20 protein-coding genes and 1 other RNA gene are annotated in these 25490 nt (G+C 49.3%); 7 read left to right on the top strand and 14 right to left on the bottom strand.

Annotation, left to right across the window (positions count from 1 at the left end; genetic code table 11):
- Window positions 1–434: 434 nt before the first annotated feature.
- Window positions 435–3614, bottom strand: a complete 3180-nt coding sequence (locus tag Q8K39_RS02120) for an EAL domain-containing protein (RefSeq protein WP_305258116.1) — start codon at window positions 3612–3614, stop codon at window positions 435–437.
- Window positions 3615–3999: 385 nt separating this feature from the next.
- Window positions 4000–4350, bottom strand: an RNA gene (rnpB, locus tag Q8K39_RS02115) — RNase P RNA component class A.
- Window positions 4351–4487: 137 nt separating this feature from the next.
- Here rnpB and Q8K39_RS02110 point away from each other — a divergent pair.
- Together Q8K39_RS02110 and Q8K39_RS02105 are read left to right on the top strand one after the other, a co-directional pair.
- The gene (locus tag Q8K39_RS02110; RefSeq protein ID WP_305258115.1) at window positions 4488–6185 is read left to right on the top strand and encodes a thiamine pyrophosphate-binding protein; all 1698 of its coding nucleotides are present in this window, start codon (window positions 4488–4490) and stop codon (window positions 6183–6185) included.
- Window positions 6186–6311: 126 nt separating this feature from the next.
- On the top strand, window positions 6312–7496 hold the full coding sequence (locus Q8K39_RS02105; protein WP_186952054.1) for an MFS transporter: 1185 nt from the start codon (window positions 6312–6314) through the stop codon (window positions 7494–7496).
- Here the strand turns inward: Q8K39_RS02105 and Q8K39_RS02100 are convergent.
- From Q8K39_RS02100 to Q8K39_RS02060, 9 genes are all read right to left on the bottom strand, one after another.
- Entirely contained in the window at window positions 7493–8623 is a 1131-nt protein-coding gene (locus tag Q8K39_RS02100) for a DUF1624 domain-containing protein (RefSeq protein ID WP_305258114.1), read from the bottom strand. The two genes, Q8K39_RS02105 and Q8K39_RS02100, sit on opposite strands and share 4 nt — an antisense overlap.
- A 173-nt stretch (window positions 8624–8796) precedes the next feature.
- On the bottom strand, window positions 8797–8964 hold the full coding sequence (locus Q8K39_RS02095) for a hypothetical protein (protein ID WP_305258113.1): 168 nt from the start codon (window positions 8962–8964) through the stop codon (window positions 8797–8799).
- A 3-nt stretch (window positions 8965–8967) separates the two neighbouring features.
- Window positions 8968–10176, bottom strand: coding sequence for an RtcB family protein (locus Q8K39_RS02090; protein ID WP_305258112.1), 1209 nt, complete (start codon window positions 10174–10176; stop codon window positions 8968–8970).
- Window positions 10177–10710: 534 nt separating this feature from the next.
- The gene (locus Q8K39_RS02085) at window positions 10711–11115 is read right to left on the bottom strand and encodes a hypothetical protein (RefSeq protein ID WP_305258111.1); all 405 of its coding nucleotides are present in this window, start codon (window positions 11113–11115) and stop codon (window positions 10711–10713) included.
- Window positions 11116–11374: 259 nt separating this feature from the next.
- Window positions 11375–11827: a DIP1984 family protein gene (locus tag Q8K39_RS02080; protein WP_305258110.1), complete on the bottom strand. Its 453-nt coding sequence runs from the start codon at window positions 11825–11827 to the stop codon at window positions 11375–11377.
- A 13-nt stretch (window positions 11828–11840) separates the two neighbouring features.
- A complete protein-coding gene (rtcA, locus tag Q8K39_RS02075; RefSeq protein ID WP_305258109.1) occupies window positions 11841–12872 on the bottom strand; it encodes an RNA 3'-terminal phosphate cyclase in 1032 nt (343 codons plus the stop codon).
- A gap of 181 nt (window positions 12873–13053) precedes the next feature.
- Window positions 13054–14289, bottom strand: coding sequence for an RtcB family protein (locus Q8K39_RS02070; protein WP_305258108.1), 1236 nt, complete (start codon window positions 14287–14289; stop codon window positions 13054–13056).
- Window positions 14290–14645: 356 nt separating this feature from the next.
- Window positions 14646–15020, bottom strand: coding sequence for a zinc-ribbon domain containing protein (locus tag Q8K39_RS02065; RefSeq protein WP_305258107.1), 375 nt, complete (start codon window positions 15018–15020; stop codon window positions 14646–14648).
- 667 nt (window positions 15021–15687) lie between these two features.
- Entirely contained in the window at window positions 15688–17253 is a 1566-nt protein-coding gene (locus tag Q8K39_RS02060) for an RNA-binding protein (RefSeq protein WP_305258106.1), read from the bottom strand.
- A gap of 223 nt (window positions 17254–17476) precedes the next feature.
- On the opposite strand from Q8K39_RS02060, the gene rtcR reads away from it, so the two are divergent.
- From rtcR to Q8K39_RS02045, 3 genes are all read left to right on the top strand, one after another.
- Window positions 17477–19081 (top strand): RNA repair transcriptional activator RtcR, encoded by a 1605-nt coding sequence (gene rtcR, locus Q8K39_RS02055; RefSeq protein ID WP_305258221.1) that lies wholly within the window; start codon window positions 17477–17479, stop codon window positions 19079–19081.
- Between the two features lie 192 nt (window positions 19082–19273).
- On the top strand, window positions 19274–20065 hold the full coding sequence (locus Q8K39_RS02050; RefSeq protein WP_370868541.1) for a DNA/RNA non-specific endonuclease: 792 nt from the start codon (window positions 19274–19276) through the stop codon (window positions 20063–20065).
- 239 nt (window positions 20066–20304) lie between these two features.
- Window positions 20305–21534 carry a Yip1 family protein gene (locus Q8K39_RS02045; protein ID WP_305258104.1) on the top strand — a complete coding sequence of 410 codons (1230 nt, stop codon included), beginning with the start codon at window positions 20305–20307 and terminating at the stop codon, window positions 21532–21534.
- Window positions 21535–21671: 137 nt separating this feature from the next.
- Here Q8K39_RS02045 and Q8K39_RS02040 read toward each other — a convergent pair whose 3' ends face one another.
- Complete coding sequence (locus Q8K39_RS02040) at window positions 21672–22259, bottom strand: sterol desaturase family protein (RefSeq protein ID WP_305258102.1); 588 nt, start codon at window positions 22257–22259, stop codon at window positions 21672–21674.
- A gap of 327 nt (window positions 22260–22586) precedes the next feature.
- Between Q8K39_RS02040 and Q8K39_RS02035 the strand changes: the two genes are divergently transcribed.
- Window positions 22587–23627 carry an OmpA family protein gene (locus Q8K39_RS02035; protein WP_305258101.1) on the top strand — a complete coding sequence of 347 codons (1041 nt, stop codon included), beginning with the start codon at window positions 22587–22589 and terminating at the stop codon, window positions 23625–23627.
- 97 nt (window positions 23628–23724) lie between these two features.
- On the opposite strand, the gene Q8K39_RS02030 is transcribed toward Q8K39_RS02035, so the two are convergent.
- Together Q8K39_RS02030 and Q8K39_RS02025 are read right to left on the bottom strand one after the other, a co-directional pair.
- The gene (locus tag Q8K39_RS02030) at window positions 23725–24036 is read right to left on the bottom strand and encodes a BON domain-containing protein (protein ID WP_305258100.1); all 312 of its coding nucleotides are present in this window, start codon (window positions 24034–24036) and stop codon (window positions 23725–23727) included.
- 95 nt (window positions 24037–24131) lie between these two features.
- Window positions 24132–24674 carry a hypothetical protein gene (locus Q8K39_RS02025; protein WP_305258099.1) on the bottom strand — a complete coding sequence of 181 codons (543 nt, stop codon included), beginning with the start codon at window positions 24672–24674 and terminating at the stop codon, window positions 24132–24134.
- Between the two features lie 314 nt (window positions 24675–24988).
- Here Q8K39_RS02025 and Q8K39_RS02020 point away from each other — a divergent pair, with 314 nt between their 5' ends.
- The gene (locus tag Q8K39_RS02020; protein WP_305258098.1) at window positions 24989–25456 is read left to right on the top strand and encodes a hypothetical protein; all 468 of its coding nucleotides are present in this window, start codon (window positions 24989–24991) and stop codon (window positions 25454–25456) included.
- Window positions 25457–25490: the final 34 nt, after the last annotated feature.

Here is a 25490-nt window from a genome sequence, read left to right as displayed (position 1 = left end):
TGTTCCACAAAATTACACTTTTTCACACTAATGCCCACTTTAGAGGATGACTTGAGCGTGGTCAAGCGTATTTGCTCGGTAAATTTGGAAAATTTCTAATGAAGTCAATGACTTAGCGCGAACACTTGAGGTTGAGCGCGGACAACTCCCAACAATTTATCCTGATAAATTAGGCACTTACGCACCATAGTGAAAGTAGCGCCTTACATATAACCATGTGTTTATCCCTGATGTTGCGTTTTGGGATGGGAAACTTAGGAGAAATGCCTGCAGGAAAGAGAAGTTCGCCGCTTTTTAGCCGCTGAAGTGACAATTAATAAACGTTGATGTGCTGAGGAAAATAGACAAGGGGCCTGATTATCGCTGAATTTATAGCTACTCAGGCGATTTTTCGGCACAATTCATGGACCACGCTGCCTGACGATATGAAGAAGTCAAGCCCCTCTGTTCTGGCGCTGCAATAATTGCAAAAACTCCTTATCAGCGACGGCCTTGCTGAAGTAAAAACCCTGAAACTCGTCACACTTGCATTCACGCAAGGTTTCCAGTTGCGTGGCTGAATCGACACCCTCGGCAATCACCTTGATACCCAGCGTGTGTGCCATGGCAACGATGGCCAATACGATGGCAGTGTCATTCGGGTCATCAGGTATGTCCCTGATGAAGGAACGATCAACCTTGACACTATCGACAGGAAAACGCTTCAGGTAGGCCAGCGACGAATATCCAGTACCAAAATCATCGATGGACAGTGTAAATCCAGCTTCCTTGAGGCCATCCATGAGCAAGATTGCCTGCTCGCGGTTATGCATGACCATGCTTTCGGTAATCTCAAATTCAATGGAATTGGATGGGACACGCCAAAAATCCACGACGCTTTTTACTTCTTCCAACATATGTACATCATTGAACTGGGCGCCAGACAAATTGATGGCCACACGCCCAAAGTTTTTGTCGACATTGCGAAAACTCAGGATGTCACGGCAGGCAATGTCCAGCACCAACATCCCCAGACGGGCTATCAGCCCAGCTTCTTCGGCCAGAGAGATGAACTCTACTGGTGACAACAAGCCGCGCTCAGGATGGTTCCAGCGCACCAGAGCCTCGGCACCCACGATGCGCTCAGTCATCACGTCCAGTTTGGGCTGGTAGTGCACGACGAATTCCCGTCTTTCCAGCGCCCTGCGCAGCCTCGCCTCAAAGGCCAGTCTTTCCACGGTGTGGGTATTCATCTCGGAAGCATAGAACTGGTAATTATCCTTACCCTTGTTTTTCGCCTTGTACATGGCGATGTCGGCATTCTTCAGTAGGGTCTGGGCATCCCTGCCATCGGCGGGGAAAGTGGCAATACCAATGCTGGCACTGAGCTGGCATTCCTGCCCGTTTATTTCAAAAGGCTGGGCAGCAGCATATAAAAGCTTGTCAGCCACATCGCCGAGATCACGCGCTTCGCTGAACTGGTCGATCAGCAATATGAATTCATCACCACCTATCCTGGCGATAATGTCGGATTCGCGCAAACACTGCCGGAAACTGCGCGCCACCGTGCGCAAGACATGATCACCCTCATCATGACCAAAGGTGTCGTTGATATTCTTGAAGCGGTCCAAATCGAGGAAAAGCACCGCGAGCTGGCTGCGGTTACGCTCCGCAATGGCGAGTGAACGGGCCAGATGCTGGTTATACAAAAAGCGGTTAGGCAAACCAGTCAGCTCATCGTAATGGGCGAGCTGCATGATTTTCTTTTCAGAACGACGGCCCTCGATGGCAATCCCGGCAATATCCACAGTGATCCTGATCAAACCCTGGTCTTTTTCACTGAGTGGTTCGCGACTATAAGAAAACAGGCTGAAGCTACCCAGCAACTGACCATTCTTGCCTATGATTGGCCAGGCTGCGCAAGAAGAAAATTCGGTCAGGGTTTCTACACCATTCACAAATTGCATGGCGGGTGCACGCAAGAAATCATTCAGCCAGACTTGCTGCATGCCAAGTACCGCCTCGGACCAGATACCACTACCATGCGTGACTGTCATGCCCGGTATCTGGGCCAGCAGGATTTCGGGGAAGTGAATACCCGTAGCCTGGGCAAAGCTACGCTTGTCTTCGGCCAGCAACTGTATTCCGCAGCGCCAGTGAGGACAGAGATTTTCAACAAATTTGCTGATCGCTTCCAGTATCGAAGACAAGTCATCATCGCCACCGATGAGTTTCAACAGACGATTTTGTCCGGCGATCAACAACTCAGAGTATTTGCGCGCATTGATATCACGTTCCACGCAAAACAAGAGCATTTCGCCCTCGACCTCGACCCGGCTCAGCGATATTTCACTGTGCTGTATCTGGTCGTTGCGCATGGTGACCCATTCAAAGCGCTGCGCCTGCCCCTTGAAAGCCTGATCTATCAGGGTGGCCACCAGCACATCCTTGTCCTGCGTGGCATAACCGGCAACAGTCTGCACACTGGGAGAAAAGCTGCCAACCTTGCGGCCTATGACTTCATCCTGGCTAGTGACGCCAAAAAAAGCGACTGCGGCAGGGTTGCAATCTACATAGATATAATCACGACTAATGAGCAGGATGGCATCTTGCGCACCCTGATACAAGAGCCGATAACGGCTCTCACTGGCTTCCAGACGATTTTTGGAATCGCGCAAATGACGAATTTGCCATAGTAGCAATAATGCCAAAATAATAATAAGGCCGACAGTCACTGCTGTGACCATGATTTTTTGCGCAACCCTGATATTCCAGTCTGCGAGTATGGCGTTGGTTTCCCTGGCATACACCAGAATCAGTGGCAAGCCATTGATACGGCGATAGCTGATCAACCAGCCTTTACCATCCCCACGCTCATCGCGTAAAGCACCCTCATCCGATTTATTACGCACGATGCTATCGACCACAGACCGCGTGAATTCACGCTCGTTCTGTACCACTCCGGCCTGCGCCCCGGCCAGTTTTTTACCAGCTTCATCGTACAAGGCAATACTGGCACCACTACCAAGGGCGATGCGCTCATAGAAATCATAAAGATAGCGCAGTTGTATGTCAGCCTGTATCAAGCCAGCGCGCCGACCATCCTGATCAAAAAAATTCCTGGCCACAGGCAAAATCCACTGCCCGGTCCGTGGCAATTGATAAGCCTGGCCCAGCACGACTTTGCTGTCGTCAGGGCGGTCCAGCAAGAATTTGATGTGTTGCTGATCTTGTATCTGCCCAGGTCCGGTATTCATGGACAGGCTGGAAGCCTGTCGTTCACCCTTGAGATTGAATAGCGAAAGTGCATAAATGAATTCAGAATCCTGCCTTTGCATTGCCAGGATCTGTTGCAGTTGTTTTTCCTCGCTGGATGCCAGCCTGGTTTCCGAGAGCACTTCTTCACCAGCAACACTCATCACCTGCAAGGTGCCGCGCACCACCTCACTGACATGCTCGTCGAGTATGCGTACCGCCAGGAAATTATGCTCTTGCGCAGCATTGATGGTCAACGTCTTATCTTGGGCTATAGACCACCAGCTCTGCCCTATGATCGCGGCTGCAATCAGGCAGATGCAAAATGCGAGAGCCATCAGTGGCAAATCGCGCTCTTTTTTCAGACCGCCAGTCTCCATGCGTTTGCAATGTTGTAGATACAGCGTCGATGAGAACTCATTGCACCAGTGTACCACTGGTATTTTCAGAACAAGGACTTGCTTTCAAGGAATGATGCTTGACGGCGACAATCTGACACAGACTGCGGCATATTGAGAGGACGTTTGGGACGGAACCAAAGAAATGTGCAAATTAAATAGTAGGACTTACACAAAATTGTCCCAGCAAGGCCGTGCTTGAGGAAACCGCACAGTAAGGGCGGTTCGTTACGTCGGCAGACAATCTATTGTCTGAAACCCCGACACCACCTTAGCGGCCAAGACAGTATTTTGTACAAGGAAAGGTAAAGGGGGAGTTAAATAGTGAACTGAGCACAACTAAGGCGATTTTGTGCAAATCTAAATAAATTGAAGCAGGCCGATAGGCCGGATTTTGTTACGGCATAGACATTGCTGCCGTCTGCTATGACAATCATTCCTCTAGGCGACGGATTGCTCCGCCGCTCAAGCTTTCTACCCGCACGCTCCGCGAGCAACATCAACGCGTGCCTATTTGAAATTGCTCCGGGTGGAGGTTACCGCGTTTCACCGTAACTTAATACGCTCGTCTCTGTGGCCCTATTCCTCGTCTTATACCAAAGCTTTCGCCCTGGCTTTCAACGTACGGCCGTTAGCCGTCACCCTGCTCTATGGAGTCCGGACCTTCCTCCCGTCACCTTGATTACTCAAGGCAACCAGCGATTGTCTGGCCTGCTTCGAGCGCTATTCTACCTCATTCGGGGTTAGTTAATCTAACCTATTCAATGATAATTCCGTGCAAGAGGCTCAAATACGGTGCAAATTAAGCAGGCTTTCTGGTAGCGTACTGCTTTTACTTTTTTATCATTGTCTATCATGCTTAAATCACGTTCTGGCGGCCAGTTGATTGTGGATGCCTTGCAAGTCCACGGTGTCGACACCATTTTCGGTGTCCCTGGCGAAAGCTACTTGCCCGTCCTGGATGCGCTGCATGATAGTCCCATACGCTTCATCATCAACCGCCAGGAAGGCGGCGCAGCTTTCATGGCAGACGCCTATGGCAAGATGACAGGCAAACCTGGCATTTGCTTCGTCACCCGTGGCCCTGGTGCCACCAATGCCTCTATCGGAGTACATACGGCTTATCAGGACTCGACACCAATGATCCTGTTCATTGGGCAGGTCGGCAATGATTTTGTCGAACGCGAAGCCTTTCAAGAGATTGACTATCGCCGCATGTTTGGCCAGATGGCGAAATGGGTAGCCCAGATAGACCGCGCCGACCGTGTGCCTGAATACATCGCCCGCGCCTTCCAGGTCGCCACCAGCGGCCGCCCAGGCCCGGTCGTGCTGGCATTACCAGAAGACATGCTGGCCCAGGTGGCAGAAGTCGCCGATACCCGTCACTACACACCTGTACAGGCATCAGCCTCGCCGCAACAACTGGCACAACTGCGTAATATGCTGGCTGTGTCACAACGCCCAGTATTGTTGCTGGGCGGCAGCGGCTGGGATCAGACAGCTTGCCAGCACATCAGCGAATTCGCCACCAGCAACCACCTGCCTGTAGCTTGCGCCTTCCGCTTCCAGGATTTGATGGACAATACCCATCCCAACTACATAGGTGACGTAGGCATAGGCATCAACCCCAAACTCGCGCAAAGGCTAAAAGATGCCGACCTGATCATCGCCATCGGCCCGCGCCTGGGTGAAATGACCACTAGCGGCTATAGCGTGCTGGAAGCGCCGATACCTAAACAGAAGCTGGTACACATCCACAGCGATGCACTGGAATTGGGCCGTGTCTATCAGGCTGAACTGATGATCAATAGCGGCATGAAGGAAATTGCCGAAGCACTGGCTGAAATGGAAGGCCTGGATGCAGCCACCAAATGGCAGGCAACTGTTAGTGAAGCCAAAGCTGACTTGCTGGTCTGGCAAACCGAACCAGCGATTTTTGCCAAGGAGAACGCTCCCTTAAACTTGTGGCAAGTAGTACAGGACATCAAACGCCTGGCGCCAAAAGACACCATCATCACCAATGGTGCAGGCAATTACGCGACCTGGGCGCACCGTTACTTCCCTTACGGCGGCATGCGCACCCAGTTGGCGCCTACCTCCGGTGCCATGGGCTATAGCGTGCCATCTGGTGTTGCTGCCAAGATCATAGACCCTGAGCGCACCGTCATTACTTTCGCTGGCGACGGTGAATACCTGATGAATGGCCAGGAACTGGCAACTGCCGTGCAATACAAGGCAGGCGTGGTCATCATCGTCTTCAATAATGGCATGTATGGCACCATACGCATGCATCAGGAGAGAGAATTCCCGGCGCGTGTATCTGGTACAGAATTACACAACCCTGACTTTGCCGCCCTGGCCCGCGCCTTTGGTGGTAGTGGTGAGGTCGTCAATACCACGGCAGAATTTGCACCCGCGCTGGAAAGAGCATTGGCACACAGCCGCCAGCACAATCTGCCAGCCCTGATAGAACTGCGTTATGACGGCAACCTGATCACGCCAGGTGCAACACTGCAAACCCTGCGCCAGATTGCCCAAGACGCTGGCAAATAATATCTACATAAAACCTGCTTCGGGTCATTCCCGAAGCAGCCTTGCGCTGCAACAAGCAAGACAGCATTCCCACAATCCACAAATTAGGGCACACTCCCATCATTACCTCCACGGGAAGATGCCCACATGAGCAAACCTGCACTGCCTAAAAGTATCTGGGTACTTGGCTTTGTCAGCATGCTCATGGATATTTCTTCTGAAATGATACATAGCCTGCTGCCCATGTTCATGGTCGGCACGCTGGGTATCAGCGTGTTTGCCGTTGGCCTGATCGATGGCATCGCCGAATCAACCACCCTCATCGTCAAGGTATTTTCAGGCGCACTCAGTGACCGCCTGGGCAAGCGCAAGGCCCTGGCTGTGTTTGGCTATGGCTTGAGTGCCTTCACCAAACCCCTGTTTGCCATCGCCCAGGGCATGGGCATGCTGTTGACAGCCCGCATGATGGACAGGATAGGTAAAGGCATACGCGGCGCACCGCGTGACGCCCTGATCACAGACATTACACCAGCCGAAATACGCGGTGCGGCTTTCGGTCTGCGGCAATCTCTGGATACCATAGGTGCCGTGGTTGGCCCCTTGCTGGCAACCGCCCTGATGCTGCTGTGGATGAATGATTACCGACGCATATTCTGGCTAGCCGTGATCCCCGGCCTGGCTGCAATGGTCTTGCTCTTCGTCGGCGTAAAAGAGCCGGATAACAAAACTGCGCTGAGACCCGGCAACCCGATCAGCATGCATAATCTGCGCCGCATGGGTACGGCTTACTGGTGGGTGGTGGCACTGGGCAGCATATTTACCCTGGCCCGTTTCAGCGAAGCTTTTTTGATACTGCGCGCCCAGCAAATGCAGATACCCATAGCTTATGTACCCCTCATCATGGTCACGATGAACCTGGTGTATGCAGCGACAGCCTACCCTTTCGGCAAACTGTCTGACAGGGTATCGCACCCTCTATTACTTGCCTGTGGCTTGCTGGTACTGATCGCCTCGGATGTAGTACTGGGGTATAGCCAGAACTGGTATGGACTGGCAGCGGGAATTGCCCTATGGGGCGTTCACATGGGAATGACCCAGGGTTTGTTGTCCAGCATGGTTGCCGGCAGTGCCCCGGCTGATTTACGTGGCACTGCCTTTGGTTTTTTCAATCTCGCCAGTGGTGTCAGTCTTTTACTAGCAAGCGTCGTCGCAGGCTTGCTATGGCAGGAGTTTGGATCTGCCTTTACCTTTTATGCTGGTGCCGTTTTTGCATGTATCAGCTTGCTGGGACTTATATTGCATCCATCGACCAGGAAAAAAATGCAGCCCTAGGCCGTGTCTGATGTCACCACTGCTCGCGGCTTGTGTGCCAGCCACAGTTTGGTCAGTCCCCACATCAAAGTCAAAGCAAACAACCAGGCCAAATAGCAGACTAGGAGCGAAGCCTCATACGCTGGCGTCGCCTCTGGTTTGCGAAAATCAACGATCTGACCGTAACGCAACTGCATATAAATCCAGCCCAGCGCATGGATGAGCGCGATATGCACCAGATAAAAAAACATCGGTGTCTTGCCAAACAACATCAATAGCGGCAAAGGTTTTTGCACATATTTATCCATCAAGGCCAGCGTGCTCAAACCTATGCTGAGCGTGATGCACAGATAGAGCAAAGAAGGCGGATACTTATGCACCTTGACGAAAGACATGAGGTCATAAAACCAGCCCTTGCCCTGTGCCGACCAAAAATCAGGGTCGCCATAATAATTTCCGCTGCGCAAAATCACGAAACTCACAAACAGGATGGCCGCCGCTGATAGCATGAAACGCTGGCGCTTGTCAGCTTCCCACAACATCACCGGCCCCAGCGCATAACCAGCCGCCATCAAACCTATCCATGGCATGAGCGGGTAGGCAAAGACGATGCCCAACTTGTCAGTCAGGGGATAATAACCACCCTGATGCCAGGCCATGAACAAGACATGGCTACCTTTGCCATGCATGCCATCGAGCAGGTTATGCGGCAATATTAAGGCAGCGGCGGCCAGTGCGATCGACCAGTGCGGCAACCAGATCAGCAAGCCCAGCGCCATCATCGCCATCCCTATCGCCCAGATCACCTGCAAGATGAACACATTGAAACCAAATTGCCAACTGAAGCTGACCCAGGTGCATTCCAACAACACCAGCAAAGCACCGCGGCTAAGCAGATAGCGCGTCACATCCCTTTTATCACGCTGCTGCGAGCGCAAGAAAGCAGACATGCCAGCCAGGGTCACAAAGATCGGTGCACATAAATGCGTAATCCAGCGTGTCCAGAACCAGCCTGGCGAGCCTTGTTGTAAATCCAGAGGATCGAATGGAGTGACAGCAAAAAAGTCGCGGGTATGATCCAGTGCCATCAGCACGATGACCAGACCACGCAAGAGGTCTATGGCTTGTAGCCGGTTTTGCCGCATCATGGTGTATCCCCATCTGCGACCAGGCGCAGTTTTATTTTAATGCAGCAATTCTATCCAGCACCCGTTGCTGGCAGCAAAGCATTTCAAGCCAGGGAAATAAAAAAGCGCCCATTTGTTGCCAAATGAGCGCCTTGATTTAAATAAATTCAAACAAGTTAACACAAGCTGCTTGCTTACTCTTCATCCTTGAGTCGCCCACCTTTGATTTGTTGCAAACGCTGCTTCTCTTGCCTGCGTTCAGTACGCTTGGGATTGAGTGCGCCATGAACACCGGCATTGCGTTGTTTTGCCACTACTGCCAGTGGATTGCGTGGCTTGGGCAATTTGATTGTGAGCTTCATCTCTTATCCTTTCACGCAAACGACCTGGCGCAAGGTATGCACAACTTCAACCAGATCATGCTGATGCGCCATGACTGCATCGATATCCTTATATGCTGCCGGAATTTCATCCACAACACCCTTATCTTTGCGACATTCTATACCCTGAGTCTGTGCTGCCAGGTCATCAGCATCATATGTCTCCCTGGCCTCACCCCGGCTCATCCTGCGCCCTGCACCGTGAGAGCAGGAACAGAATGATTCAGGATTACCCTTGCCCCTGACGATATAACTACGTGCGCCCATGCTGCCAGGAATAATCCCCATCTCACCCATGCGGGCAGAAATTGCTCCCTTGCGGGTAATAAAGAGATTTTCATTATTGTGGGTTTCTTGCGACACATAATTGTGATGGCAATTGATGGCTTCCCCATCAAGCTTGAAACTGGTTACTTCTTTTTCCAGCACAGCCAGTGCCCGACGCATCATTTCACTCCGGTTAGCCAGCGCATAATCCTGCGCCCACTGCACTGCTTCGATATAGTCGTCAAACAATTCCGAACCTTCAGTGAAGTAAGACAAGTCCTTGTCCGGCAAATGTATCTGGTGCCGCCACATTTCTTTCCTAGCGGCCCAGATAAAATGCTTGCCGATGACACTGCCCACGCCACGTGAACCGGAATGCAGCATGATCCAAACGCGCTGTTCTTCATCGATACACACTTCAATAAAGTGATTGCCACCACCCAGGGTACCCAACTGGCATATCCAGGTCTGGTAAAACTTCGGCAGCATTTTCATGATGCTCTTGTGCTTGGCGACTATCTTGTCCAGCCTGTCATTCAAGGGTTTGCCCACCCTGACCAGCGCAGACCCGCGCATTCTGTTCCAGGCATGCTGGCGAAAACCGACAGGTATTTCGGCTTCCAGGGCACTTCGCAGTTTCGCAAGGTTGTCAGGCAACTGGCTGGCCGTCAAGGTCGTGCGCACAGCATTCATGCCACAGCCTATGTCCACACCCACAGCGCCAGGGATAATGGCTGAGCGGGTAGGTATCACACTGCCTACCGTGGCACCCACACCTGCATGCACATCAGGCATGGCCGCTACGTAGGGATGGACGATGTTTAAATTAGCGATATTGAGCAACTGCTGTATCGCAGTGTGATCAATATCATCGGTAAATATATGCACAGGCACTTTGGCCTTGTGCAAGCTTTGAGCTATAGGCATACAATTTTCCTTCTTGTAATGCCGGTGTTTTTTTCAGCGAATCTTTCCTGCCGTTGCAGCAAATCCTGCTGCTGGCATGAGATATATCTGGCTGCTTTTCTTCGTCAATAAGACTGCGTATTTTTTGGCGAACACCATCCCTGCCTGCATGGCGCAAGGCTATGCAAGTTCTGGCGCTCCAACAAAAATCAGCGTTTTGAAAAGTAAAAAACCCCGACGAGTTTCCTCACCGGGGCTTTCAAAAAAACGACCGGCTCGGGTTGGCGATTTGCCTTAACCCCGAGCGTCGTGCACGGGGCTAAAAGTATTGATTGTTCTTGCTAGCCGTATTCCGTGGCATGGCCGTTCCTTTCTTGAATTGGGTGTTGATGAAAAATCGAAATGCAGCGAAGTTTTAAATTGATGCATATCGAAGAGACTCGATTCTGCACGAGATTAAATTACTGTGTCAATAGAATTCAAAAAAAATTGACACTCAGGTCAGCAAAAGCTTGGCTATCAGGGATTATAGATAAATATCAGACGCGCATCGCATCAAGAAAATTCTCTGATCAATGGTGGATTCACAGCTAGAACATTAACGCAATTGTATTCAGTGCAAATAAACCATTCCCTGAAATCGCCTACCGCTTCTGTAATTGCCAACATCCCTGGAAATTGCCTTTCTTGTTCTAGCCAACCACCAGACTTGATTTCAAACAGGCAGTATCCAGGCTCAAATACTTTACTTTGCCAATAAGGAATAAGATCGCCTTCGTCAAGAACTCGAAAACCTCTCGCCTCCTCAAAATGAATTTCTATCAAGGTACGCTTCTCATTAGTCTCATCAGTAGCAGCAACAACAATGCGAAGACCAGTAGCGCCGAGCGATAACTCACTAACGCCAGTGAACACTTTTCCTGAATACGATTTAGATTTTGGTTCGACAGTTATTTTCATGTTGAGAGAAATATACGTATAAGTACTTTTGACGCTCGATTCAAGGCATCGTAAATAAAAAAAATAAAATGGAACATAGCCAGCGTGTGGTGGTTAAGTTTGCAGTATGCAATTTCAACAGTGCGATGTGATGGGCTGAGTTGTCATTTGTTGGCGCTGCCCATCGCGCTCGGTCAGCGATCCCAGTATATTTTCCACCCCCTGTCATCGGGCCGGGGTTCCACGCTCGCTCTATGTTCCGAAAACTTTACAAGCTCAGCTACAACACTACCTGCCAGTTACTTTCCTGAATCTTCGCATTCAATTCGCGCAATTTCTTGGCCAGGTCTTCTGACTGCTTCTGCAATTTCTTCGCATCAAATACGGACACCCATTTTATTTCACGAGCACTATAGCGATCTGGTTCTTTCTGTGTTGATCCTATGGCTGCCTGCAACAAGCCATGGCGCTGTATCAAACTATCGCGCTCGGCGATGGCGGCTGTCAGGATACGGCCATCCGGCAACTTGTTGCTCATGTTCGCGGCATTAATCGCCAATACCAGTTTTTCCAGCTCTGTGGTCACGGCATAGGCTTCCAGCAATAGAGCCTCAGGATCTTCCTGTGGCGTATTGCCTTCTTGTACCAGTCCATTGCGCACTATCCGCTCACGCATGGATGCCAGTTTTTTCTGTAAATCGCCTCGCAATAACAAGGCTTCTGCAAGCTTCATCTTGTTCTCCTTTTTAATTTTGCTTCATCGTGCAGACGAAGCGCTTATCCTGTGGTGTAAACTCTGTACTCACAGGCAAGAACCGTCCAATCACATCCGCATTAGTCTTCGCATGTTGCGATATGACGCTGCATGTAAAACTTCCCCCACCCGCCAGGGCAAAGGGCAACATGACCTGGTCTGCCAGGTGCTCGCCCAGTGCTGCACCAGATGCGACATACTCACGCAATTCCTGCACAGTACGTTTGGCGACATTTTCTGCCTTGACGGCTTTTTCACCAAAACCGCAAAATACTTCGGTAATATGTTCATGCTCCAGAGTAATCAACAGTACATTGCCTGGCCCCTGGTCATTGCTCAGGCCACGTACCAGTAATTGATCGGCAGTCCAGCCCATGCCTGCGCCTACGCATTCAAGTTCACGTTTGGCGACATCGACAGGTACACCAGCGACAAAGCTTTCGGCGTAGCCTTTGATTCTTTCGCCACGTTCCAGCAAGTCCAGTTGCTTCAACTGCTTGCATGGGTGTATTTGGGCGATAACTTCACCACCACCAGCAGGGACGAAGCCGTAACGCTTCAATTCAAAACTGACATCTGCCCCCATTTGCTGCAATACACGGCCATAGGCCTTTTGCAAGAACTGTGCAGGCGGTGCCATGTCATTGTGAGTACCGCCAGTGATCTTGATGGTCGATGGTTTGTCGGCATAAAGCAAGGCAGGTATCAGGGTCTGCAACACCAGGGTACAACTACCGGCACTACCTATGGCGAACTGGTAAGTGCCGCCATAGATGCCCGATGGAATAAACTCCAGCGTAGTCGAACCCAGTTCTGCGCCAGTAACCTGCGCACTGCTGACGGCAGCAGCTGATTGCACTGCCACCAGATGCTGGCGCAGCAAACCAGGCTTGGCGCGGCCAGCACGGATATTGATGATACGAAACGGTTGCCCAGTAATCATGGACAGACTCAAAGACGTACGCAATATCTGTCCACCACCCTCACCCAAAGAGCCATCCAGCTCTATCAATTTCTTATTCATTATTTTTATTTTCAATTCAAACAAGTTCAAGACCATTAACCACAGAGGCACGGAGACACAGAGAAAGGCAGGAAAAAATCTTTTGGAAATTTGACTGTCTCGAATTTTATGAAAAAGAGATCCCTCTTGCTTTTCCTCTGTGTCTCTGTGCCTCTGTGTTGAGAGGTCTTGAATTTAAAAATCAACCCTTAACGCACACTACCTGCTTCAAAACGTGCACCACATCTACCAGCGCACTTTGGGCCAGCATTACGGCGTCGATGTCTTTATATGCCATAGGGATTTCATCAATAACATCGGCATCTTTACGGCATTCCACACCCTCGGTTGCGGCGATCTGATCGGCGACGGTGTATAGCTTTTTCGCGGCGGTACGGCTCATAGTACGTCCTGCACCGTGGCTGCAGCTATTGAAGCTTTCTTCATTTCCTTTACCACGCACGATGAAGCTTTTCGCGCCCATGGAACCAGGGATAATCCCCAATTCACCGGCACGCGCAGATACTGCACCTTTACGGGTTACCAATACATCTTTACCGAAGTGATGTTCTTTCTGCACATAGTTATGATGACAATTAACCGCCTCAACATGGGTCTCAAACGGTTTGCTGATCACAGTACGCACGGCAGCAATCAAGTTCTGCATCATCACTTCACGGTTCAAGCGGGCAAACTTCTGCGCCCACCCCACTGCCTGGATATAGTCCTTGTAATGCTCGGTACCTTCAGGCAGATAGGACAAATCCTGATCTGGCAAGTTAATGAAATGGGTACGCATATCCTGCTTGGCCAGTTCGATGAAATGGCTACCAATTGCATTACCTACACCACGTGAACCAGAATGCAACATGAACCATACTGCATTGGCTTCATCCAGGCATACTTCAACGAAGTGGTTACCACCACCCAAAGTCCCCAGGTGACGATAGTTATTGGTGTTTTTTAAACGCGGTGTCTTCAAGCAAATTTCATCGAAACCAACTTTCAACTCTGCCCAGGCATTATCCACAGCAGATGGTGGTGTTTCCCATGAACCCTTATCACGGCCTTTGAAGCTACGGGTCTTCGGTGACATACCATGCGGAATGGCTTTTTCTATCGCAGTACGCAAAGGACCCAGGTTATCAGGCAAATCATGAGCAAACAAAGTGGTCTTGGCAGCCATCATCCCGCAACCTATATCCACACCTACAGCAGCTGGGATCACCGCACCCAGGGTAGGTATCACGCTACCGATGGTAGAACCTTTACCCAGATGCACGTCTGGCATTACGGCTATATGTTTGTAGATGAAAGGCAAACGGGAAGTATTCGCCAATTGTTGCTTGGCTTCTTCTTCAACAGGAACACCTTTGGTCCACATTTTGATAGGACGGCCATCTTTGTACTGCACTACATCGTAATCTTCGTGTTTCATATTTTCTCTTTTTTCTTTTCAAATTGGGGTGGCGACAATATTGGGTGAAATGTATGTGGTTACCCACAGGTGCTCTACCAACTGAGCTACACGAAACCGAGATTTCGTGACGGGCTTCGAACCCGCGACAGCCTCATTAAAAGTGATGTAATTTCACCAGCATTCGCCTTAACTTTTACTTACTTACTCACCACACAAACTCTTTCATTTTCCATTACTTGCGGCGACAAGGGATGGTGAAACGGCACGGCCAGGAGTCTCTGTGAGGAGACAGTACCCAGGTTACACGAGACCGTTAATGCATCTCTTTCGCCGCTTAGGACCGTTGAATGTTCACCAGCATTCGCCTGAAAACTCTATTGTTTGTGTTTTTCTGCCAGGCCACTCAAATGGATGTCCCTGGCCTGCTTCTTTCTTTGTTGCTCTGTCTTGCGACAAGGTCGACATCGTACAGCGACGCTATTGATGTTTCCCTGCATAATCTCGTACCACCACTTCTGTTGCTTGGCCTTCCATATTTGCGCTGTGCCGCAATCCCTGCAGTTGAAGGCGTTGTCCACGTAAAACAAGGGTAACAAGCCATAAGTGTTATTGTGTCTTAGTGTCTCGCGATCCGTTGGAATCGCACCAGCCGGTATTGGCAAGACATAAAAATCAAAACTTTCTTTCATAGGAATGCGGGCGCGCCGCTTTTCCATGATTTCTGTCCGTCTTTGTTTTCCGCTTTTCATCACGTCCATACTTTAAAATAAACCCCGACAAGTGTTACCAGGACTTGCTGATCCATCCTTACGGCGTGAACCAGACTGGAGTCGAACCAATTTAACCGATGTAATCCTGATGGCATTCGGGTAAAACCTGTTTGAGCAACAAGACAAGATTTTGCTGTGACCTCGTCACTTTTGCAAAAAATGTAGTCACAGCTGCATTCTTGTACTGCTCAAAACCTTGACCAAATTTTGAACCACCACATGACAAGTGATAGATGTGAACACCCCATGTAGTCACATGAGCATTCATGTGGCATTCAAAAAACAAGCCCAATGACATTTATTGAATACGGCATGACAAGAATAGAGGGTGATATTACGTTTCAAATGTAATCACATCAGCATTCATGCCATATTCAAAACCTGTACTGCGACATCTGATTGCAGTATTGAGAAATACAGTACGACAAGGTTTGCTTGCGATTTTTTTGGATGTAATCACCAGCGCATTCGTACTGCATTTCAAACTCAAGACTACCTTCAAATGGTCTTTGAAGCACAGCATGACAAGATTTAAAGGTGATTTTACAGTTGGAGGTGTAATCACATTTGCATTCATGCTGTGTTCAAAAACTTTTACTACCTGGACTGGCGAAGCTGTTACTACATTTGCCCCGCCAGCGGTTCTCTAAATATCAATTGCCTTTACTTCACCTACCCAATGCTCTGCACTTAACTGACCAGCAGCAAAGGCAGCGATGATTTTGAATACAGCATCAGAAAAACCACCTACATTCAAAATATCATCTCTTTCTGCCGCCTGAGTCGTACCATATGGTGCGATGTCTATACACACCAGTTTGGCTTGTGGATTGCGTTGTTTGAACACATTCCATTCCGCCATGGTTGCAGTGGTACGACTACGGCTTGCATCCATCCAGGATTCATTGTCAGAGACAAAGATCACCAGGTCAGCCTGCGCCTTGCTCTTGTTCAACTGCACCAGTGGTGCACTGCAATTGGTTCCACCACCACCTATCGCTGCCAGTTTCTGCGCATTGGTCATCACGCTGTCACGTGGGTTCAAATCACATTTCACGACCTGGTTTTCAAACGGCAAAACCAGAGTAGACGGATTCTTGCGCAACATGGCAGCAGCAACCAGGGCAGCGATGTCTATGCAACGTACTGCTGTCGTTGCAGAGCCACGGTAACCGGTGGCTGCAGACGACATGGAACCGGACACGTCAGCACATACCACGACCTTGCCAAATATTTCTGGCACATTGCTCAAGGCAATTTCCATCGCATCTTGCAAGGCGTTCTTGATCGGCAACGGCACTTCTTCATTCGCTGCCTTGTAAGCCGCCATCAACTGGTAAGGAAATACCTTGGCTTTGGCAATCGCCTCTGCATTACTCAATTTAGCGGCGATCAAGTCCACCATGCCTGGCAAGGCATATACGCCATGCCGTGCAAAGGTGTTCAAGTTCATACGCAACATCTGCCAGCCAGCCTGACGGGCAATTTGTGCCCAGTCTTCTGTCGTTAAATCCATCGCTGTCAGCATCTGGAAAGGCACATCTGGCAAAGCCAGGCTGCGGTCTTTCTTGTATGCTTCAAACGCTGACACGACAGGTGGCAATGCTTCTGCCTTGTATGGTTTGCCTATCAACCAGGCGAAGAAGGCTTCACGCCATGCTTCTGTTGGCTTTGGATGCACCATTTTCACGACATCGGCCAGTGATGGTGTCGTACCCACCGCTGCTGACAGCAATTCTTTTTCGCTGGCAGTATTCAACCAGTTCTGCACCAGTTTTTTAGGACGTGAACCCAGCGACTTACGGCCTATCGCACCTGAACGCAGGATCTGCACAAAGTTACGCAGCATCTTGCCATTGTTCATCACACGCTTGAAAGTACGCGGCAACTCAACTGCATTACGCATGGTCAATGCTGCTACCAGCAGCGCTGGCATGTCTTTCATATAACCACGCTCACGGCAGTAAATCGCGGTTTGCGCAACGAACAAAGGTGTTACCTCTTTAGTCAAATCCAGCACTGTCGCCAGTTGCGCTTCTGCACTGGCGTAGTAAGTCGCGTTCAAACAACCAGTGGCTGCATATTGGGCCAACTTGTGTTCCGCAGTGAACTTGTAAGCGGCTACGCCAGAAAAATTTGTTGTATCTGTGACTGGCAAAAATTTGTTTGTCAGTGAGTTTTTTAAACTCTGGAACAAGTGTGTGTTAACCATTTCATTTCCTTTTTTCTTTATTCTTATCAAGAGCTGTTTATTTGCTCGCTCTTGCCCATCTCTATTGCAATGGGCGTGCCAGGTCTGCGCCAACGTCAAACGAAACGACTTAAGTTATTGATTTAAATAGATAAATATAGAACTCACAAGAAAACTATCGAAATGGCCGTCAAAACAAATTTCATATATAATTATCTTAATAGATAAATATTTATCCAAAATGATCAAGAAGAAAAAAGTCGTCATCGGTTTCATAGGCACACAACTCGATAGTGGCCGTGGCAGTGGTCGCTGGGAAAAATGGCGGCCCACGGTCGCTTTGACCCAGCACGAAGATATTGTCATCGATCGCATCGATTTGCTGTACAGCGGTCAGCATGAGCTATTGCTAGCACAATTAGAAAAAGACATTGCCGATACCTCACCCGAGACTAAGGTATGCGCGCATCAGTTAGATATACAAGATCCCTGGGATTTTGAAGAGGTGTATGGCTGCCTGTTTGACTTTGCCCGGTCCTACCCCTTTGATACAGATAAAGAAGAATACTGGGTGCACATCACCACCGGCACCCACGTGGCGCAAATTTGCCTGTTTCTGATGACAGAAGCCAGTTACCTGCCCGGCAAGCTCTTGCAAACTTCACCTCCACGGCGACAGACCAAGGCCAATTTTGGTGAGATGACCATCATTGATCTGGACTTGTCACGCTATGACCAGATTGCCCAGCGCTTTAGCCGCGAGCAGGAAGAAGGGGTGGCCTTCCTGAAGTCTGGCATTGCGACCCGCAATGCACGCTTCAATACCATGATCGATGAGATAGAGCGTGTCGCCATCAAGTCCAAGGCAGCAATTCTGTTGATGGGGCCGACTGGTGCGGGCAAATCCTTCCTGGCGCGGCGTATCTTTGAATTGAAAAAAGCCAGACACAGGCTGGAAGGCAAGTTTGTCGAAGTCAATTGCGCCACCCTGCGTGGTGATGGTGCGGGCTCCACCCTGTTTGGTCATATCAAGGGTTCGTTCACCGGTGCCATGTCAGACCGCCCCGGTTTGCTGAGAACGGCACACAAAGGCTTGCTCTTCCTTGATGAAATTGGTGAGCTGGGTCTGGATGAACAAGCAATGCTGCTCAAGGCAGTGGAAGAAAAACGCTTCTTCCCGGTTGGCGGTGACCATGAAGTACAAAGCGATTTCCAACTGGTTGCAGGCACCAATCGTGATCTGGGTAAGGAAGTGGCTGCGGGCCGCTTTCGTGAAGACTTGTATGCGCGTATCAATCTGTGGTCATATGAACTGCCTGGCCTGAGTGGCAGGGTCGAAGACATCGCGCCGAATATCGATTACCTTCTGTCGCAATACAGTGCGGAGAATGGGCAGATGGTGCGATTCAACAAAGAGGCAAAAGACAGTTATATGGAATTTGCCACTTCCCCTCAAGCAGTGTGGGCAGGCAACTTCCGCGATTTATCTGCATCAGTCACACGCATGGCCACGCTGGCCGATGCGGGACGTATCAATGATCAGAATGCCAGTGAAGAAATCAAGCGCCTGCAACGTCTGTGGTCTTATGCGCAGGAAAGCGGTGAAACAAATGAGCTGGATTTGCATGACTACCTCGATACTGAGCAATTGGCGCAACTGGATTTATTCGATGCCGTGCAATTACAGGCAGTGCTGGCAGTTTGCCTGCGCTCTAAAAACATGTCTGAAGCAGGCCGGAAACTGTTTGCTGCTTCCCGCAGCAACAAAGCCAATCCCAATGATGCAGACAGGCTTAAAAAATATCTCAACAAGTTTGGTTTGCACTGGGATGGATTAAGAGAACGATAGGGTCCCTATTTTATTGTTGAGCGGTTGGTGCAATTATCCAAGGTTTATAAGTTGCCTTGAGAGAAAACATATACACTTCGGGCCTTTCCCGCTTTACTCCGTCGCCTTGAGGCTTAATACAAACTTTCTAGTTCAGTGTTGATGTGGCCCTTGCCACAGAGTAGTCCCGGCCAGACATCAAAACGCACACTCATGATAAAAAAACTCGCAAAACTCAGCCCGATACTCGTTTTTGCTCTCATTAACCTGTCTTTTGTTGATCTTTCAAGTTTTGAAAATCTCTTCCTCGATTCGCCAACCCTGGGCACGGGGGACTTTGCCGGATGCCGTCAGTTTTTTGTAAAAGGACAAATTCCGACGCTAAGACATTCTGGGGACATGCGTCCGCGCGCCCTTTGTTTTTCAGCATTTGCGGTCATGCATTCAGGTAAAAGTCATACCCCCATCTATGTCGCTGAAAGGTTGAACCGTCAAATCATCTTGAAAGCCAGGGACAATGAGCGCAGCAACCAGTTCTATGCCGATGCCAGGTTGCCACGTGCAGAGAGGGCTGAACTCGACGATTACAAAGGTTCTGGCTATGACCGCGGCCATATGGCACCAGCTGCCGACATGATCGATAGCACCGCCATGGAACAAAGTTTCTCACTGGCCAACATGGTTCCGCAAGCGCCACTCAATAACCGGAAAACCTGGGCTGCCATAGAAAAAGCCACCCGCCAGTATGTCTTGCGTGCACAAGGCGATGTATATGTCATCACTGGACCGGTATATGGTCCACGCCCTCCGACAATAGGTAACAACAAGGTCTGGGTACCCAAATACCTTTACAAACTTGTATATGACCCCAATACCGGTCGCGCCTGGGCGCACTGGGTAGAAAACACCGACGATGCCCAGGTCAGCAAACCCATCAGTTATCAGGAACTGACGCAAAAGACGGGCATACAGTTCCTGCCCAATCTCAAACAACATGATATGTAATCGATGCGTCTTATCCAGGCCCAGCCTGGAGTTGACAATGCAGTCCGGTATTGCTGGCTAGCATGAAGAAATCACTTGGAAATCGCTATTTTTTGCCTTACTTGCAAAAAACTGTAATAAACTTAGCCACTTATCCAAAAGTCAAGTAGCCTGTTTTCGCATTAATTCCGTTTTATTGCCGCTTTTTCGTTTTCCACAGCATTTATCCATGTTTCACCTATTAACTGAAGGAAAAGTCCATGAATCTCATTGAACGTGCGAAAAATATCATCCTGACGCCACAAAAAGAATGGCTAGTCATTGAAGTAGAAAACACCGTCACGATAGACTTGTTCAAAAATTATGTTGCGCCTCTGGCTGCCATTCCTGCAGTCGCCAGCTTCATAGGCATGAGCATCATCGGTTTCAGCGTACCCATGCTTGGCACCATACGCTTGCCCATCATTGCAGGTATTTCAGCAATGGTGATGAGTTTTGTATTTGCTTTAATAGGCGTATATCTGATAGCCCTCTTGATTGATGCTCTGGCACCACAATTTGGCGCGACCAAAAACCCCGCGCAAGCCTTGAAAGTCGCCGCCTATTCTTTCACTCCGGCCTGGCTTGCTGGCATCCTGTCCCTTTTGCCTTCGCTAAGCATGCTGGGTGTGCTGGCGGGTTTGTATGGTATTTACCTGCTTTATCTGGGCTTGCCTGTGCTGATGAAGGTGCCTCAAGAGAAAGCTGCAGCTTACACCGCAGTTTCAGTCGTCTGCTCCATTCTGATCATGATTGTGTTTACGATGGTGGTAGGTTCTGTCGGTGGCGGTTCAATTTATGGCATGGGCGGCATGCCTACTGCAAGCCGTACATCTGAAACCGCCGGTACACTGAACGAGCTTGAAAAAATGGGCAAGAAGATGGAGGAAGCCAGCAAGAAAATGGACGATGCAAAAAAATCTGGCGACCCACAAGCAGAAATGAAAGCAGCAACCGAAGCCTTGGGAGTAGCCTTGGGCGGCAGCAGCCAGGCCGAAGTGGTTGACAAGGACAAGCTAAAAGCCTTGCTCCCTGAAACCATAGGCGATTTGAAACGGAACAGCCTGGAAGGTGAGAAATCGGCCATGGGTGAATTCAAGGTCGCCAAGGCCGAAGCTCGCTATGCCGATGAAAATAATCATCAGATTAAAATCAGCATCACTGATACAGGTGGCAGCAAAATGTTTGGTGCCATGTTCGCCTGGGGCATGATGGAGCAGGACAAGGAAACCGATGCTGGTTATGAAAAAATGGGAAAGGTCAATGGCCGTCCTACGCATGAAAGATTTCAAAAGGATGGTTCAACTGGTGAGTATAGCCTCCTGGTTGGCGGTCGCTTCCTCGTAGAAACCCGTGGCGAGAATGTCGACATGGCCACCATCAAGACCGCATCGGCAGCAGTTGCTTACGATAAACTGGAAGCGATGAAAAATGAGGGAGTAAAACAGTAAGCGTCGATATTCATGCAGCTATGCTGCACCTTAAAACTTTACCGTCAATAATGCATTGATAGCCAGAACTACCTATCAAACCTGTCCTGTTACTGCCTGCTTTTCACCTATCCGCAACAACCGCCCATCTGCGGGTGCTACTCCTCCGACATACTGTCTTTTCTGCCATTACTGCCCTTGCTTCCATTACTGCGAAAAACCACATCCCAGAAACTGGTACTGACACCAAAGCATACCGAATTTCCATCCGCATGATGATGACGTGCATGCCAGATCTTCCTTTGCTTCAACCAGGAATGCCTGGCCGGCCAGTGATGGGCAGCATGATGTGTGATGGTGTAAAACAAGTAGCCTCCCGTCAATCCCAAAGTCAGCGCGCTGGCACGTAATACGTCACCCAGCAAAAACGCCGGTGTAAACACCAGGAAGATAATCAAGGTCGTGCTTAATATGGTCGGTGTACCTATCAAAGCAGCCGGACGCGCGTGATGCAGTTCATGCCAGCGCTTGAACGGTTGCAGGCCATGAAGGATGAAGCGATGCAAAAAATATTCTATTCCGGTAGATGCAAACAACCCCGCCAACACAAATACCGCAACCTCCAATAAGCGTGCATAGGGAGTAAGCACGCTCAAAAAAATCAGTAAGCAAGTTACCGCGACGCCATACAGGACAAAGTCGGTCAAATAAGCTGCTTTACTATGCTCGAGAGAAAAAAATGCCATGCCCCTCCTGATAATGTTGAATTCAAGTCTTGATCTACTACAAGAATAAAACGATTTCCAATCCAGCTCCGTACGTAAGCACACACAGTCCTTCATGCAATCACCAGATGGACCTCCTGGCTGCATGACGATGAATATGGAAAGCTGACTAGCATCAGACCTCCACGTTGTTTCCCTGACCCTGCCCAGGAAGACGACATTTGTGCGCCAACGCACCGATGAAAATTCGCATTTCACTTAGTCTCCCAAACAGGAATTACTGTTCCAGTCACATTCCGGTTTTTGCAATACATCTCCCTCCTCTTTTCACATCCAGAAAGAATATTCATGAATAAATTACGCGCTATACCTGCCGCCCTGGCCTGCCTGTTTTTCGCTGGTGCGGGCAATGCCATGGCTGAAGATTACAACCCATCCTGGTATATCGGTGGCAGCATCCATGCGGCAGAGACTGATGAAACTTTCGGTGCGGGCAATCGCGGCTATGGCGTTGGGCTACGTCTGGGCAAGCCTTTGTCTGAAAGCTGGGATGCGCAAATCAATACCAATTACACGCGGGCGTCAGACAATGGCAAACGCTATCAGCAAAATGCTTTGGGAATAGACCTGCTCTATCTATTTTCGCGCAGCACAGTTCGCCCTTACCTGGTCATGGGTATTGCGGCAAACCGTGACAGGAGTAATGCAGGCTTAAAAAGTGGTGACAGCACGTCACCCGCGGCCAGCGGCGGCGTCGGTGTACAGCTCAGCTTGAACGATCAGTGGTCGGCCCAAGCAGAGTGGCGCAAGGTACATGGCTATTTGCATGGCAATGATTTTGGTTTTAGCCAGGCTAGCAATTCCCATCTTTCCGTTGGACTGAACTATAGCTTTGATAAACCAAAAGTGGCCGCCAGAACAGTCAGCTTCGCCCCTACACCACCACCCGAGCCGGTAATGGTACAAGCACCACCGCCAGCACCTGCGCCGGCTCCACCACCGCCTGTGTATCAAAAAATCACTTTGTCTGCGACAGAATTGTTTGCCTTTGATAGCGCAGTATTGAGCACGCCACAGCCAAAACTGGATGACATCGCTAATGCGCTGAATGCCAATATGCAGATCAATCAGGTTGTTATTACCGGGTATGCAGACCGCTTGGGTTCAGATAAATACAATTTGAATTTGTCCGAGCAGCGTGCCAATTCAGTCAAATCCTATCTAAACAACAAAGGCGTCGCTACACAAAGGTTGAATGCCATCGGCAAAGGTGAAAGCAATCCTGTCGTTGTCTGCAACAACAAAAAACGTGTCGATCTTATCGCCTGCCTGGAACCTAACCGCCGCGTTGAAATTGAACAATTTACTGTTGAACAGCGCGTCAGGTAAATGTAAATAGAAAAAAGAGAGCCAAGCTGGCTCTCTTTCTTATGGTCTCCAATGATGCTGTCAATTCACATCGACAACATCATTGGCAGAACAAATTTTACTTCAAACGCATATCGTTCTTCACAGAACGTACACCCTTGACATTGCGGGTAATGGCAACTGCTTTATCAATATTGGCATTGGAAGTCACAAAGCCACTGAGCTGCACTGTGCCTTTGAATGTTTCGACATTGATTTCCATGGATTTCAAAGTCGGTTCATTAAAAATTTCAGCTTTTACCTTGGTCGTGATGACGGAATCATCGACATATTCGCCAGTACCTTCACGTGTGGCTGTTGAAGCACAGCCAGCAATGACCAACAGAGAGGCGGTAAATATCATGGTCATCATGCGTTGAGCGATTTTCATTTTTTTCTTTCGAGAGATTGAGATTTAGAAACTACATTTATACATACAAGACCGCATATCGCTTGGCGCAAGAGCGGCTTTTCCTGACGTTAAAATTACTTGCCGAATTTGGATTTAGCTGCAACAACACAGTTATCCTTACCCTGACCGGTCAAGGCATCGCACTTTTCCAGCGCAACCTTGTATTCAGCTTTAACTTTGTCATCATTGGCATCAACGCGCGCATCGACAACTTTTTTATCTGCTTTTGCGTTTGCCAATGCGGCAACTTTATTCGAATTGGCTTGCTTGACGCATACGTCTTTTTCATTACCAGCCATGCTGCCGCATTTGGCTTTTTCCACATCATAGTCAGCGTTGGCGATATCTTTTCTGGCGCTGGTACGTGCCGCCACAGTATTTTTATACTCCGCAGTAGCGTTGGCCTCTGTATGAACGCGCGCTGCTTTTGCCTCTGCTATGCAGACATCTTTCGGATTGCCTGCGACGGTGTCACATCGGCTCTTGGCCAGTTTGAATTCTGTAGTGGCAGCGTCTTTAGCCGCTGTGTAAGCAACTTTCTTTTCGTCGGCAGCGGCCAAAGCTGCCGTGCTAAATGTGGCTGTGCAAACCAGGATCATAACTAAATTCTTATTCATATTTTTCCTCTTAAGTGTGAGTAACGAACGAAACTTATTGGACGAAGCTGATTTCGCCTCAACGATTGCTGCGTCGGAAAAGCCCGATGCCTGAGTGTGCTGCCTGCTCACGTGTCCATCTGTGCGGTATCGAACATTGGTCAATATATATTTATCAAGTCAAATTCTTTACAGAGTGTGCCAGCGCACAGATGTCAAACCAGGATTAGCATAAATTTGTAGTACTTGATCAGATAAAGCCATTCATCAAAAAATTTGGTCATCCTTTGGTTTACTGCCATTAGCGGTGAGCCTCATTTTTCAGGGAGCCAGACATGATCGCAAGCAATGACACTTTATTAGTGAGGAAATCATCGGCACGTCCCTCAACCAGGCACGGTGACTTCAAAAAGCCAGCCTTGGAAGACATCTCACTGATTCAGCGTTGGAGCAATGGCTATTATTCCGACACCAGCACGGGTACCGCTATAGGCATGGCGGTAGGCTGTATCCTAGGTGCGGTCAATGCAGCGCTTGCAGTCATGATTGCTCCATTTAACGTCCCCGTTCTTGGCTTGCTGGTGACGCATCCTTTGCAAGCGGCCTTGGTGGGTGCAGCACTGGGCATGATCATGGGTTCTGTCATCGGCTCTTTACTGGGTTGGGGAATATCCAGCCAAATAGTCGAGCAACTGGACACTGATCTTGATTCAAATACCAAATTTTGTCCGATATCCAGAGCCGATGACCAGCAAAAAGTTGATGCCTGGAAGGATCAACACGGTGAATACGCCAATATCTGACCCAGTGTCTATCTATTTTTTAACAAAGGGAGAA

The sequence above is a fragment of the Undibacterium sp. genome, assembly GCF_030683615.1.
Lineage (GTDB): Bacteria > Pseudomonadota > Gammaproteobacteria > Burkholderiales > Burkholderiaceae_D > Undibacterium > Undibacterium umbellatum.
Note: the sequence above shows the minus strand (reverse complement) of the source record. Positions and strands in the feature narration are given on the sequence as shown.

Coding starts and splice junctions, on each gene's coding strand:
- Q8K39_RS02120 (WP_305258116.1), bottom strand. CDS start 3,614: ATGGAGACTGGCGGTCTGAAAAAAGAGCGCGATTTGCCACTGATGGCT.
- Q8K39_RS02110 (WP_305258115.1), top strand. CDS start 4,488: ATGCTTAAATCACGTTCTGGCGGCCAGTTGATTGTGGATGCCTTGCAA.
- Q8K39_RS02105 (WP_186952054.1), top strand. CDS start 6,312: ATGAGCAAACCTGCACTGCCTAAAAGTATCTGGGTACTTGGCTTTGTC.
- Q8K39_RS02100 (WP_305258114.1), bottom strand. CDS start 8,623: ATGATGCGGCAAAACCGGCTACAAGCCATAGACCTCTTGCGTGGTCTG.
- Q8K39_RS02095 (WP_305258113.1), bottom strand. CDS start 8,964: ATGAAGCTCACAATCAAATTGCCCAAGCCACGCAATCCACTGGCAGTA.
- Q8K39_RS02090 (WP_305258112.1), bottom strand. CDS start 10,176: ATGCCTATAGCTCAAAGCTTGCACAAGGCCAAAGTGCCTGTGCATATA.
- Q8K39_RS02085 (WP_305258111.1), bottom strand. CDS start 11,115: ATGAAAATAACTGTCGAACCAAAATCTAAATCGTATTCAGGAAAAGTG.
- Q8K39_RS02080 (WP_305258110.1), bottom strand. CDS start 11,827: ATGAAGCTTGCAGAAGCCTTGTTATTGCGAGGCGATTTACAGAAAAAA.
- rtcA (WP_305258109.1), bottom strand. CDS start 12,872: ATGAATAAGAAATTGATAGAGCTGGATGGCTCTTTGGGTGAGGGTGGT.
- Q8K39_RS02070 (WP_305258108.1), bottom strand. CDS start 14,289: ATGAAACACGAAGATTACGATGTAGTGCAGTACAAAGATGGCCGTCCT.
- Q8K39_RS02065 (WP_305258107.1), bottom strand. CDS start 15,020: ATGAAAAGCGGAAAACAAAGACGGACAGAAATCATGGAAAAGCGGCGC.
- Q8K39_RS02060 (WP_305258106.1), bottom strand. CDS start 17,253: ATGGTTAACACACACTTGTTCCAGAGTTTAAAAAACTCACTGACAAAC.
- Q8K39_RS02050 (WP_370868541.1), top strand. CDS start 19,274: ATGATAAAAAAACTCGCAAAACTCAGCCCGATACTCGTTTTTGCTCTC.
- Q8K39_RS02045 (WP_305258104.1), top strand. CDS start 20,305: ATGAATCTCATTGAACGTGCGAAAAATATCATCCTGACGCCACAAAAA.
- Q8K39_RS02040 (WP_305258102.1), bottom strand. CDS start 22,259: ATGGCATTTTTTTCTCTCGAGCATAGTAAAGCAGCTTATTTGACCGAC.
- Q8K39_RS02035 (WP_305258101.1), top strand. CDS start 22,587: ATGAATAAATTACGCGCTATACCTGCCGCCCTGGCCTGCCTGTTTTTC.
- Q8K39_RS02030 (WP_305258100.1), bottom strand. CDS start 24,036: ATGAAAATCGCTCAACGCATGATGACCATGATATTTACCGCCTCTCTG.
- Q8K39_RS02025 (WP_305258099.1), bottom strand. CDS start 24,674: ATGAATAAGAATTTAGTTATGATCCTGGTTTGCACAGCCACATTTAGC.
- Q8K39_RS02020 (WP_305258098.1), top strand. CDS start 24,989: ATGATCGCAAGCAATGACACTTTATTAGTGAGGAAATCATCGGCACGT.